Genomic DNA, 13,382 nt, shown 5'->3' on the forward strand with positions numbered 1-13,382 from the left:
AATTTATGTAACTAGATATAGACAAATTGAAACGTTTTGATCTATATCTAGCCTTGATTGAAGCAGCTAAAGGTATTATGAAATTGATTTATTTGTGTACTTTTACGCGCTCTTCAATGGGTTGGAATTCTTTCTCACCCGGTGCTGCCGTTGGTTTACCAAATGGCATCTGAGCGATCAATCTCCAGTTCTCAGGAATGCTCCATTCTTGCTTCACTTTCTCGTCAATCAACGGGTTGTAGTGCTGCAAAGATGCACCCAGACCTTCTTGTTCCAGAGCAGTCCAGATTACCAGTTGCAACATACCGTTGGATTGGTTAGCCCAGATTGGGAAGTTATCTGCATAAGCTGCAAAATTTTGTTGAAGCTGTGCGATCGCATTGTTATCTTCGAAGAAGAGAACCGTACCATATCCGCTGCGGAATCCAGTCATTTTTTCTGCTGTGGATTTGAAGGCTTCTTCATTACCTACCACTTCACGCAAAATTTCTTCTGTGTGATTCCACAATTTATCATGTTGTTCACCGAGCAATACAACGGCACGGGATGTTTGTGAGTTAAAGGAAGTTGGTGTATATTTCACCGCTTCTTCTACGATTTCCTGGATTTTAGCATCCGAAATTGTAGATTCCTTGCTGATTCCATAATAAGATCTTCTGTTTTTCAACGCATCAAAAAAAGTTGTCATTCTTATTCGCCTCCCAAAATTTTTTTTCAATTGCCAACACAGTAACTATAATATAGTAACATACATTAGTCAACAAACTAATTTATTTTCACTAAATATACATTCACTGAAAACATTTCAACAAGTTTGCCCAATACAGCAATTGAAATTATCCTTCGTCCGTCTTTTTACGATAATCCGCCCGGTATTTCTCTTCCGTAGACGAGTTACTTTTTGTCTGATCTTTATTCTTCTCTTCCTGAGCTTCCATATTCAGATCTTCCATCGGAATTGGATCTACAGTCTGTTCTTCTTCATGTCTGTCAAGCAGACTTTCGTGCTCTGTCTTATATTGTTCAGGATTGTCACGGGATTGTTCCTGTTGGGTATCGTTGTTATTCTGATCCGGTGTGCGCTGTTTCATTCATATTCGCCTCCTCTGGGTTCATTACCTTTCTTTACCTGTTCTGCGTGTCCTCTAAACACAGTGGGATGCATTCCTCAAACAAAAACCAACAAAAAAAGCCAACCAGACAAGCTGGTCAGCTCAAAGACGACTTCTATGATTGGCGATGCAATTGGGTACGGTACAGATCAGGCGAACATCCCACACTTTGTTTGAACATGCGACTAAAATGCGAAAGGCGTTTGAAACCGGACAATCGACTTGCTTCTGTCACGGTGATCTCAGGCTGAAACTGAAACAAAAGCTTCGCCTGATTGATGCGACGGTCATACAGGTATTTAAATATCGTCAAACCTGTCATTTCCTTAAACATGCCTGCCAGATATGGCTTGGACAGATGTAATTCCAATGCCAAATCATCCAGACCAATGTCCTTCATATAATGGGTATCCACATAACGAATAATGTGTTGGACATGCCGCTCCCTCTCCGATGAGGGAAGTTGTTCCTGGACATCACCCTGGCAGATTTCTGCTACAAAATACAACAGATCACACAGTCTGACATTCATTCGCTCTTGCCTGAAATTGCTCTGACTTTGAGACAGACGATGAAGATCATGCAATAGAGCTTCGAATTCAGAGCGGTTATCTCCCTTCAGATTGACCCGGCAATTTCTGAGTTCTTCAAATGGTCTCAGGACCTCAGCCATACGGTCCGGATGCAGGCTGCTGCGGATTGCAGACGGATCAAAATGCAGTGTGCTTCGCTCATAAGCACTGCCTGGCTTCGGATGTGGTCGATGAAGAGTCAGGCCATGCATTAACACCAGATCACCCGGCTCCAGGTTATATACCCGGTCTCCTATGATATAGGTACATTCTCCATCATGAAAATAATAAATCTCATAATGTGGATGTGAATGGAATCCATCTGACTTGCCTGGGTTAAACGTGCTGGTGGATCGGTAACTATACTCCAGTGAAGCGCTAAATTGCATCATGCTCGGCACATTCATGCACCTCCTGTTCGGAAGAGGGAAACGATTTGTATCATGCCCCTGTAGGATATATGAAAGTGAAATTATAGAAGCTGTTTAATACTCTCTTGAATCTCGTCGATGGAGTCGACAGGTTCGAAGCGTCTGACCACACGACCCTCTGCATCAATCAGGAATTTTGTGAAATTCCATTTGATTGCATCGCCGTGTAACCATTCTGGTGCCTTCTCAGCCACCATTAATTTCAATAATTTGGCCTGTATATCTGTTTCATCAAAGCCTGCAAAAGGCCCTGATCTTTTCAAAAAGTCGTAGAGCGGGTGCGCCGCTTCTCCATTCACATCCAGTTTGGAGAACATCGGAAATTTCACACCATAGTTAATCTGACAAAAGGACTCCGCTTCCGAACTGCTTCCAGGCTCTTGCTCTGCAAACTGGTTACACGGGAAACCAATAATCTGAAGTCCTTGATCCTTGTACTGGTCATACAGCTTCTGCATGTCATCAAACTGGTGCGTATATTTACATTTACTTGCCGTGTTTACGATGAGCACAGGTTTTCCTTCATATTGATAGAGTGGGAAACGCTCTCCACTGGTTCTGGTTACGGTAAAGTCGTAGATGGTTGGCATAAGTCTAGTGCACCTCGCGATAGTTATGTAGTCATACAGCATCATATGTCATTGTTAATTATATACGAAGTTTGAACTATTGTATCGGAGAAGATATTGATCGTTCAGATTAGAACCAGAGATATTTGAAATTATATCGATTACTCAACTGCTCTAATACTCATAACATATTTGGTTCTGGGCAGATACTTTATTTCCAGCGTTTTATCTCGATTTTCCCAGGCGATATCCCGGGTGTTAATCAATTCCATTTGATTTATTTCGATGGTTTGTTCCCTCCATTTCCTGCCCATGGATCCTATGTAGCTCGGTTTACCTGTTACTGTTTCGTAATCTTGGGAGAGATAAGGACCTATATCCTGGATACCCGACACTGTCTTAGGACCAAAAAATAATAACAATCCGATACCAAAAATGATGCAACAGCACTTGAAAGATATTCGTTTTACGATGTTTTTTATCTGCTTCATCCCATGAAACAACCCCATACCAAGTAAGAATACTGCCATGGCTGCTCCAATCAAATTTAAAAAGATCCAACTAGGAAAAAAGGTTGGAAAGAACGAAGACACAAAAAACAATATAAAAACAATAAATATGATTATACTCAGCTTCAAGAACATCCTCTTCCTTCAATTAAATGTGTCCCATGAATCCCGATAAAGAATCGCCTCCAATGGATAAACTCAGATCATGGATTAATTCTCCCTTTCAACAGAAAACCCTTCTGCCGCGAAAATCTCTTCGTTCAGCAAAAGGGTTATTATATGGGATCACAGTGACAGCAGACTCAGCCTTTCACGGCACTTCCGGCCACGCCCTGAATGATATAATGCTGACCCACGAGGAAAACGACGATCATCGGAATAATGCCTGCCGTGGCAGCGGCCATCATGCCGTTGTAGTCCACATTATTCTCCAGAATAAAGTTCTGCAGTCCGAGCGGAACGGTGTACAAGTCTTTGTCGATCAGGAACACGAGCGCATTCTCATAGTCATTCCAGTGCCAGGAGAAATCAATAATGGCCAGTGTAGCCAGCGCTGGCTTCGCCAAGGGCAGAATTAGCCTGAAGAATATGCGCAGGTGACCGGCACCGTCGATGAACGCCGCTTCCGATATCTCTGATGGCACGGACAGGAAAAATTGTCGCAGCATAAACACGCCAAAGATCGTGAACATTCCGGGCAGGATCAATGCCCAATGCGTATTATATATGCCGACCCATTCAAACATCAGGAACTTCGGTACAAAGAGTACCTGCGGTGGCACCATCATCATCGAGAGATAGATTAGGAACAATGTCTCCCGACCTTTGAATTGAATCCGTGCGAAGCCATAGGCTGCAAAAGCCGAGAGAAATACAGCTCCGACCGTACTAATTAGCGATATTTTCAACGAGTTCAGATAATACGTCGCAAAGGTGTCCGCTCCACTCCAAACCTTAATATGATGCTCCCAGTTCAGGCTGGAGGGTATCCACTGGATGGGATAGGTGAATACGTCCGCCGGAGATTTGAACGACGTGCTGATCATCCAGATGAACGGCATAATCATCAGCAGGGCAAACCCGGACATCAGAATTGTCAGTATGATTTTTCGAATCTGCGTCAAGGACTCCATGCGGACTTTAACTTTAGGTGAATGTGGAGCTGTGGGCTTCGCATTCGCGGCAATTTGTTTCTCCATAACGATCCCTCCCCTCCTTAATAGTGAACCCAACGTTTCTGACCGAGCCACTGCAAAACAGTGAATATCATGATGATGGCAAAGAGTGCCCAGCTTATGGCGGCAGCGTATCCCATCTCGTAATATCGGAAGGCATTCTGGTAGATAAAAAGTGACAGGACCGTTGTGCTGTTCCCCGGCCCACCCTGGGTAATCGCTTGAATGATACCAAAGTTTTTGATCGTCATAATCAGCCCCGTAATCAGTAGCAAAAAGGTCGTTGGACTCACAAGCGGCCAGATCACTTGGCGTATCGTCTGCCAAGGACGGGCTCCATCTATCCGTGCAGCCTCAACCAATTCCTCCGGAATTTCCTGCAAAGCGGCCAGATAAATAATCATGTTGTAACCCAACATGAACCAGATCCAGATGATATCAATCGCATACATGGACCATTCGGTTGTTGATAACCATCCGGGTGGATTCGTAATACCGATCCCCCGCAAGAAGCCATTAATGGGCCCCGATGTTGGCTGGAACAGCAGCATCCAGACAAAAGCGATGGCAACGCCGCTGGTGATATAGGGCATGAAATAGAGGGCACGCAGCGTTTTTTGCCAATACACCGACTTGTTCAGCGCCACCGCCACGATAAATGCCAACCCCATCGATACCGGAACCGCTAACAGAAATACAAATGTATTTCGCAGCGCCACGCCAAACAGATCATCATTCAACATCCGGCGGATATTGTCCAGCCCGACGAAATTCGTCTCCGGGCTCATGAATTTGTAATCAGTGAACATGAGATAGAACGAATAGACAGCCGGTATAATAAAAAACAACAGCACGCCAATCATATTGGGCCCAATAAACAGATACCCGAGTCTGCTCTGCCGTTTCATCCAGGATTTATGCATATGCTCCCCCACTCCTTAACATCTGTTCTGGAATTAAGCATAACAAGATGTCCTCTAACATTTAAGGAACATAACCCTGTACCTGATATCACAGATATATGTATTTCGGCAGTGCCTTTCGGGAGGAAAACAACATGGAATTGTTCTATTGCTTATATAGAAAAAACCGCCCCATTGGGACGGCCTTTGGACTCATTGCTTTTGCAACCTATTGATTCTGCTTCAGCCAGTCATTATGGCGTTTGACCATGTTCTGTACCGTTACTTCGGCAGTCTGGTTACCGAGGAAGAACTTTTCATACTCCTGTGCACGCAGATCGACCACTTCCTGCGCAATGCTGCGGACAAACGTAGGTGTCTCGTCACCGTACAACACAAATTCCAGAGACTCTTTATCATAAGAATCGGCATAATCGCCAAGCAGATGATCGATCGCAGTCTGTTGATCAACCGCATTGGAGGAAGGCAAACGTCCACCCGCAGCCATCGGCATCATTCCCCCATCGGCGTACCATTTCAGGAACTCCCATGCGGCTTCTTTATTTTTCGACTTGGAATTAATCGCAATAAAGTCACCAAGTCCTCCACTCTTCACCATATCTGCTTCTTGTGCAGCCAGTCTCGGTACAGGGGCAAAGGCAATTTTCCAATCCCGCGGGAATTCGGTCATGTTGTTCGATGTGCGGATCAGCCATTCGCCGATGTTGATCATGGCAGACTCACCGCCAAGGAACATGTTCTCCACCGGCATTTTGGAAGTCAGCTGCTCTCCGAGCGGAGGGGTGGTTGCATCCTCCTTCATCATTCCGTTCAAAGTCTCCAGCCATTTAGTGACGAGCGGATCATCTAGGTTGGAAGTGCCGTCTGCCTTAACATAACCGTTCTTCACCAGAACGGAATCGAGCGGGTCTACATAGGAAGCGGTATGTTGCACCAATCCGTACTTGAAGCCAGCTGTCTTCAGTTTGAGTGCATATTCACGGGCTTCATCCCAAGTCCAGGCTGTTGGTACGCTCAGTCCCGCCTGATCAAGCGCTTTCATATTTAAAGCGAAAAAGGCAGCGTTTTTCTTGGTTGGCATCCCGTAATATTTGCCGTCCACTTTCCAGGAAGCCGCATCTTCACCCATTTTCTCATCAATGTTGTAATCGGTGAACTCGCCCAGATCCAGTGCTGTCCCACCCTTGATGCGTTTATCCAGATTTGTGAGGGTATAGTTGACGTACAGGTCAACGTTCTGCCCGGTGGACAGCGCCGTATCCAGCTTCAGGTTGCCATCATCGTCATTCACAAACCGCACATATTCCACCTGAATATCAGGATGTTCCGCATTCCAGGTATCCACCACTTCCTGTGGACCATTCTCGGGCGGCACCGCGCCCCACATGGTGAGCTTCACTTTTCCCCCTGCCGCTCCACCTCCGTTATCTCCACCGTTCGTCTCATTTTTACCTACACAGCCGGCAAGCAAGCCCAGCATCAGCGCACCTACGATTAATCCCGTTAATCCTTTTTTGATTCTCATCTGGTCACATGACCTCCCTGAATTGAAGTGTACCTTCCGTTATATCGTAGCAGGGACCTTGCTGGGTTCATAAGATACATATCCATGATTCGGATTGAACAAAAATACGGATTTACTTGTGCTTGCCTGAGCACTCGGTACACATATTCCTTCTACTCATCCTGTGAGTCACGAACGATGGCGGTACTGGCTGGGCGTGCAACCGGTCCAACGCTTGAATATTTTAATGAAATAATTATCACTTCCGAACCCTACCCGGTAACCAATCTCCTGTACAGGGAGGTCCGTCTCGCGCAAGTATTCAGCCGCTTTCTCCATCCGTACCCCATGCAAGTAATGAATCAGGGTATGGCCGGTTTTCTTTTTGAACAAAGCACTCACATAATTCTCACCCATCATCACATATCGTGACATGGATTTGACGGTAATGTCCTGGTCGTAATGCTGTCCGATATACTGAATTATTTTGCTAATCTCCGGATGTTTCACAATCGGCTCACGAACAGGTGTAAATGGAAGATCCGTATCAGACGGGGGCGCAGAAGAGACCGTAAGAGAATCAGGTGAAACAGGCGTTGATGTGAGAACCGGTGTGGAAGGTGGCACTTCATGATGATCTGTCTCTGTCCGGGCTTCAGTCGAAGCTCCCAGTTCTGCACTCACTTTACGGAGTGTATCACGCAGTGAATTCACACTCATGGACAGTTTCAGAATATAATTGGAAGCCCCGTATTCCATTGCACGACGTACATATTCGAACTCCCCCATACAGGTGAGCATGACAAATTTGGTTTTTAACCCGGCCTGACGGGTCTGTTTGAGTAATTCCAGACCATCCATACCTGGCATGACAATATCGGTCAGTACCAGATCCGGTGTATCCTGTATAATCATCGCCAGCGCTTCGGTACCGTTACCAGACTCTCCGATGACCGTAAAGCCCAGCTCTTCCCAGGAAATAATCTCTCGCACCGACTCACGTACAAATACTTCATCTTCCACAAGTAATACCTTCCACATGCCAGATTCCCCTCTCCAGTCGTCTAGTGAGATCGCTTCTGTACGTACGGCGTCGACAATAAAAAAGGAATGCTGAACCTCACTAATGTCCCCGGCTTGGTATCAATCACTTCAAGTTCACTTTGGCCTTTGAACAATAATCGCAATCGTTCCTTAAGGTTAGACAGGCCGATCCCCGGACGTGTGCGGGTCATCTGCTGACGCCGGGATTCCTCCATTCCAATTCCGTTGTCTGCCACCTCCAGCATCAGCTTTCCTGTGTCTTTCCTGTAAATTCCGATGCGGATCTGACCAAGCTGCTCCAGTGGCCCGACACCGTGGTGAATGGCATTCTCCACCAGTGGCTGCAAGCTCAGCTTGGGCACGAGCGCATACTCAAGTTTTTCGTCAAATTCACAAGTCACCTCAAAGCTATCACGGTAACGAATCCGCTGGATATGAAGGTAGGCTTGAACCAACTCAATCTCGTCCTTCAGGTATACCAATTCGACCTGTGAATTCAGGCTGACCTCCAGTAATTTGCCCAAGGAAACACACATCTCGGAGATCTCTTCATTCCCGCTGCGGATCGCACTCCATTTCATTGTATTCAATGTATTCAGGAGAAAGTGCGGATTCATCTGGGCCAGGAGCATATGAAAATGTACCGCTTCCTTCTGGCGTTCCTCCGCCTTGAGTCTGTTGATCATCTGATTGGCATCATCCAGCATCGTATTAAACGTGCGTGTCAGTTCCAGCACTTCTCCGCGGCTGCGGCCTTCAGGGATACGGACCTTGAGGTTTTTGCGTACTACCTCCTTCATCTGGTTCTGCAGATGTGATAAAGGCCGAGTGAACGTCGCCGAGATCATAAAGGCCATGAGCACAAATGCTGCTGTGAAGCCAAAAAACGTTAAAAAATAGCGTTGCTTAAGCCCCGATATCTCCGTGAACAACACAGCTAGTGGAATACGATTTACCATGTACCAGTCCAGTGACTCGATGTATACGTAGTTAATCAGCGTATCTGAATCATTATCCGTCAGATAGGCCTCTGCCGGATGAAGTGCAATTTCCCGGGTCACGTCTGGGGAAAGTACCGCTTTTTCGGACGAGCGGGCAATCGTTTCCCCATTGCCAGTAATCAGGAAATACTCCTGATTGCTCTGCGAATCCTTCAGCATAGACTGAAACCAGTACGAATAATCGATGCTGATCCGTGCCATTCCGTACCTTTTGCCGCCACTGTCCTTCATATACGCATAGAGGGACAACAGATACGGGCTGGAGGATAGCTCCCGCAGGACATGGTTGGTATCCCGGGCATCCCAGCGGTAGAGCAACTCTTCTGATGGAAACGAGTTTGAATCAGTGTTGCCCTTGATGAAGGTCATTTCTCCAAGATGCTTGCGAAATTGTTCCCGATAAGGGCCATAGGCCAGAGCTTTTTTGGGCAAATACGAAGTGTAAACGTTATCATGAAAATCTAACAGTGTGAAGTACACGGAAGGATTATATAGAAAAAAGCTGTTGTTGATCATCTTGAACTTCTCTTCCACCAACGACTTATTCTCAAGCGGAGAACGATTGTCTGGAGAAGTCAGGACGTTTCTTACGGCTGAATCCTGTTCCAGAAAAATCAGGGTTTTGAATGCAATACTCATCTGGTCCTCTAGAGAACCATACATCTGCACCAGTTGCTCGTGGCTCTGTTCGCTGATTTTTTGCTCAACCAGAGATTCGATCTGTCCATAGTTGTAGACATTAAGTACGCTGAATGGCAGCAGAATCAGCACCACAAACGCACCAAACAGCCGATACCTGAGCTTATGCGGCAAAAAGGTCTTCCAGTCGGGCTTTGTCATCCTCTCAGCGCTCCCCCTGCAATTATTGAGATCATTATACCATCAGTTCCCCCGCTTCGGCCGGGGCCGGGCTCATTCGCATGGATATGTGATACCAGTTGCCAGGGAAGGGATAGAGATACACAGATTTGTTCTATTGCATTAAAAAAACCGGAGATCTGGGATCTCCGGCTAGGCTAGATATAACGACTTAGCAAATTAGGATATAGGCTCCACTCCCCAGACAAGCTCGCCGTTCCGGTAAAGAGTTACCTTGGTCCAATCGGCAAAAGAGGTCTGCAGCGGGTTAAAGGAATAATCATCCCCTTCGCTGTAATTGGACCAGTCTGCTTTGTGCAACCGGGTATGTATCTCCCCAGAGGTTCCTCCGACCGGGATTACGCCTGCTCCGGTGCCGAACTTCAGTTCCAGATAATGGTCCGCTCCAGAAACAGGTGCAGGCAGTTTCACAATGCTGCCGCTGATCTGACTGCCTCCAAGCTGTGCATAATCACAGAAAAAGGATTGTGGTTTCTCCCCGTCCACTGTATACCAGTAACGAATTGTCAGTTCATTCAGGCTAACTGCGGAGGTACCGTTGTTGTGAATGACAAACTGCGGTTTCATTTGGTTATCGAGCAGATTTGTATCCCCTGCACGATAGGCTAGAGTCAGATTGCCAGCAGGCTCTGGCGGCCCTCCACCCTGGACCTTTGCGGAAGCTTGAACGGAGTTCACACTCTTCCCAACGCTGTTAACCGCATTCACCACATAGTAGTAGGTGGTTCCAGCAGATACCGCCATATCCTTATAGCTTGTTCCCGATACAATGGCCACAGATGTATACGGTCCGGCTGCTGTCAGCGACCTGTTTACCGTATAGGAGGTCGCACTTGCAGATGCACTCCAGCTTAGATTGATGCTGTTGTCGCTAACCGCAGTGGCAGTCAGATTCTGCGGAGCGGCAGGTACTGCCTCGACCTGGACCGTCTCTAATACGGACCAATAGGCTGGCTTGGACTGGAGTCGCTCGTCGAAAAGCAGCGGCCAGTTGTTGCGGGCGACCGGGAAGGTTCGTAGCCAGGTATTGGCATCATCCTTGCCCCACAAGGTAACATTTTTGACTGTATCCGTATGCCTCAGGAAGATCTGGAACAGGGACTTGTACAGCGCCGCCTGCTGTGTCTTCAGTTCTTCCGGGAAGATATCATAAGATTGCGAATCATTGGAATATACACTTACATCAAGCTCAGTAATATGTGTTTCGAGGCCCAGCGCCTTAAATTTGACAATGGAACTCTCAATTTCCGAAAGGGTTGGATAAAAGAGGCTGATGTGTGTTTGATGGCCGACTCCGTCAATAGGCACACCCTTGGCTTGAAGGCGAGTGATCAAATTGTAGAGGGCCTGGCTTTTGGCCGGCTCATGGGTATTGTAATCATTAATGAACAGCTTCGCATCCGGGTCGGCTGCATGGGCGAATTCAAATGCTTTCTCAATATATTCTTCCCCGGCAATCTGGTACCACAGACTGCGCCGCAGGCCATCCGGTTCGGAGGCATCAATGACTTCATTCACAACGTCCCAAGCGTAGATCTGGCCTTGATAACGCTCCATTACCGTCTCAATATGCTGCTGCATCCGTTCATACAGCACCGTTTTGCTCACCAGATTGCCGTTGGCATCGTGGAATACCCAATCCGGAGTTTGTGTATGCCAAACGAGGGTATGCCCACGTATCTCTTGTCCGTTCGCTGCTGCAAAAGCGACTGCGGCATCCGACCCGCTGAAATTATACATACCCTCTTGCGGCTCGGTACTGTCCCATTTCAGAACATTGCCTGGTGTCAGACTATCAAAATGCTTCGTAAGCAGCTGCTTGTCAGGTTCGGTCAGCAGTTCATTGTTCGTGAAGGCCGTCCCAATTCGAAACTTGCCCGCCAAAACATCCTGTAGGGAAGGAATGTCTTCTTCGATCACAATGGGTCCGAGATCCGGCAACTTCTCCAATCGGAAATCATCCACATAAAAAGAAGCTGTGGCACGGTCTGGCACTTCAAAATAAACCGATAACTGATTCGCTGGTTCCAGCATTTTAAACTGTGCAGTAAGCTTGGTCCATCCGCCTGCGGATGCGGTACCGAATGTTAAATTTTCATAATGTGTTGTATCTGGCAGGGTACGCTGTAAAGACATATTGAGGTTTGTGCTGGACGCTCCCGCCGGAAGCTTCACCCAGCCGGTGAACACATACGTCTGTCCCACCTCCAAAAGTTCTGTCACATCCAGCGCTGGCCCATGCCATGTCATAGCACGCCCGCTCACTTCCAGTCCATAATCTCCGGTACGAGCTGCAACGGCGCTTGCATGAAGCATTTCTACTTCACCGCGTCCGCTCCAGCTCTGGACCGTGCCATCTTCAAAATCATGACTCAGAATCAAGGTATTCTCCCCTTCTGCCGCATGAACAGACTGAGCTGCCCAATACGAAGGAACTAACAAAGTTATCATCAAAACAAATTTAAGCGCTTTCAAAAATATCATTTTTCTCACCGCTTCCATTCTCCTTTATCGAATATTAGGATGAATTCCTTATTCCAAAGGCTAAGGCCATATCCACCTCCTTGGTTTTAATTATAAAATCAGAGTCCTCATTCAAACGGATACGGGGGGCATACGTTCGGATAAGGACTCCATATGGTAAATTATAGTATAAATTGTCCATGATCTACAACTGAAATGTACTTCCCCCTCTAATTTCGGTTAGAAATGCAGTATCCGTTGCTTCTGCACTCATTCACACCAGCTCCTCCATAATCTGACAACCCGTAACGAAGGTGTATACCTGGTGCTCCGCTGGCTTCAAAAGTTGTCTTCAAATCTTTCTGCTCACTTCTTTCAGCTTACACCCTGTGTCTCCTGCGATACTCAGATGGACTTATGCCCAACGTTTTGGAGAACACTCTACTCAGATAAAAACCGTTCTCATATCCGCATCGCTCGGCAATTTGGTTAAGGGTCAGGTTGCTGTCAGCCAAGAGGTTCTGCGCTTTTTTCAGACGGACCCGTTTGAGATAGCCTGATGGCGTCTCCTGAAAAGCTTCCCGGAAACGCCTTGTCAACTGCACCGGACTCAAGGCCAGTCGCTGTGCCAATTCCTGAAGGCTGATCTCCTCTTCCGCCCGTTCCTCCAGCAGCGCTGCCGCTTCAGCCATTCGTGCGTCTTCGGTAAATCTCCGCTCCTTTAAGCGATTCTGTCTGCGTTCCACCTGATACAACTGCCACAAATCCATCATAAAATGTGTCTTCCAACGGGCAACTTCCCCCTTATTCTCCTCACTGTCCTGGCGTAAATAAGCGTACGTCGAGGCTAACCGCTTCGTGTCATTAATCAGCGATTTTCCGGCTGGTGGCAGAAACTCCTCCTCCTCCAGGCTACTGCTAAACTGTAAATAGTGAAATGTCAGCGGGGTAATGACTGTCCGCCGAAAAGGAACCGCCGGGGGGCACAGCACCAGATCGCCAAAACTCGCTTCTCCGATCTGACCCCCAATCTCATAATGGAATATTCCCTCTTCGACGGCAAAAGCCACCCAAGTCGTATAGATATCTTCCGTAAGAGCAAATTCCCCTTTTTGCTTCCAGTAGATGTGGTTAAGCAGCTCCATGACTTGACCACCCTTTCTGTGAAATAAAGTATATGTTTGATGATAGTATAGTGCA

Annotated in this window: 12 protein-coding genes; all 12 read right to left on the reverse strand. The window is 47.0% G+C overall.

Features of this window, described 5'->3' with window-relative positions:
- Positions 1-88: 88 nt before the first annotated feature.
- The 12 genes from MKY28_RS13665 to MKY28_RS13720 all read right to left on the reverse strand — a co-directional run bounded on the left by MKY28_RS13665 (position 89) and on the right by MKY28_RS13720 (position 13,327).
- Entirely contained in the window at positions 89-688 is a 600-nt protein-coding gene (locus MKY28_RS13665) for a nitroreductase family protein (RefSeq protein WP_074094703.1), read from the reverse strand.
- A 148-nt stretch (positions 689-836) separates the two neighbouring features.
- Positions 837-1,091 (reverse strand): hypothetical protein, encoded by a 255-nt coding sequence (locus tag MKY28_RS13670; protein ID WP_340936202.1) that lies wholly within the window; start codon positions 1,089-1,091, stop codon positions 837-839.
- Between the two features lie 136 nt (positions 1,092-1,227).
- Positions 1,228-2,076 carry an AraC family transcriptional regulator gene (locus MKY28_RS13675; protein ID WP_235200750.1) on the reverse strand — a complete coding sequence of 283 codons (849 nt, stop codon included), beginning with the start codon at positions 2,074-2,076 and terminating at the stop codon, positions 1,228-1,230.
- An 80-nt stretch (positions 2,077-2,156) separates the two neighbouring features.
- Entirely contained in the window at positions 2,157-2,705 is a 549-nt protein-coding gene (locus MKY28_RS13680) for a glutathione peroxidase (protein WP_036609037.1), read from the reverse strand.
- A gap of 140 nt (positions 2,706-2,845) precedes the next feature.
- A complete protein-coding gene (locus MKY28_RS13685) occupies positions 2,846-3,322 on the reverse strand; it encodes a hypothetical protein (protein WP_036609039.1) in 477 nt (158 codons plus the stop codon).
- Positions 3,323-3,495: 173 nt separating this feature from the next.
- Positions 3,496-4,392 carry a carbohydrate ABC transporter permease gene (locus MKY28_RS13690; RefSeq protein ID WP_445670896.1) on the reverse strand — a complete coding sequence of 299 codons (897 nt, stop codon included), beginning with the start codon at positions 4,390-4,392 and terminating at the stop codon, positions 3,496-3,498.
- Between the two features lie 17 nt (positions 4,393-4,409).
- Positions 4,410-5,291 (reverse strand): carbohydrate ABC transporter permease, encoded by an 882-nt coding sequence (locus MKY28_RS13695; protein ID WP_036670532.1) that lies wholly within the window; start codon positions 5,289-5,291, stop codon positions 4,410-4,412.
- Between the two features lie 208 nt (positions 5,292-5,499).
- Positions 5,500-6,816 carry an ABC transporter substrate-binding protein gene (locus MKY28_RS13700; protein WP_047842606.1) on the reverse strand — a complete coding sequence of 439 codons (1,317 nt, stop codon included), beginning with the start codon at positions 6,814-6,816 and terminating at the stop codon, positions 5,500-5,502.
- Between the two features lie 168 nt (positions 6,817-6,984).
- Positions 6,985-7,836 (reverse strand): response regulator transcription factor, encoded by an 852-nt coding sequence (locus MKY28_RS13705; RefSeq protein ID WP_076318599.1) that lies wholly within the window; start codon positions 7,834-7,836, stop codon positions 6,985-6,987.
- A gap of 23 nt (positions 7,837-7,859) precedes the next feature.
- Positions 7,860-9,680, reverse strand: coding sequence for a cache domain-containing sensor histidine kinase (locus tag MKY28_RS13710; protein WP_340029793.1), 1,821 nt, complete (start codon positions 9,678-9,680; stop codon positions 7,860-7,862).
- Between the two features lie 198 nt (positions 9,681-9,878).
- Positions 9,879-12,194: an endo-1,4-beta-xylanase gene (locus tag MKY28_RS13715; RefSeq protein ID WP_340936203.1), complete on the reverse strand. Its 2,316-nt coding sequence runs from the start codon at positions 12,192-12,194 to the stop codon at positions 9,879-9,881.
- Between the two features lie 368 nt (positions 12,195-12,562).
- On the reverse strand, positions 12,563-13,327 hold the full coding sequence (locus MKY28_RS13720; RefSeq protein ID WP_340936205.1) for an AraC family transcriptional regulator: 765 nt from the start codon (positions 13,325-13,327) through the stop codon (positions 12,563-12,565).
- Positions 13,328-13,382 lie beyond the last annotated feature (55 nt).

The organism is Paenibacillus sp. FSL R5-0473, from assembly GCF_038004565.1.
In the GTDB taxonomy this organism is placed as follows: Bacteria; Bacillota; Bacilli; order Paenibacillales; family Paenibacillaceae; genus Paenibacillus; species Paenibacillus amylolyticus.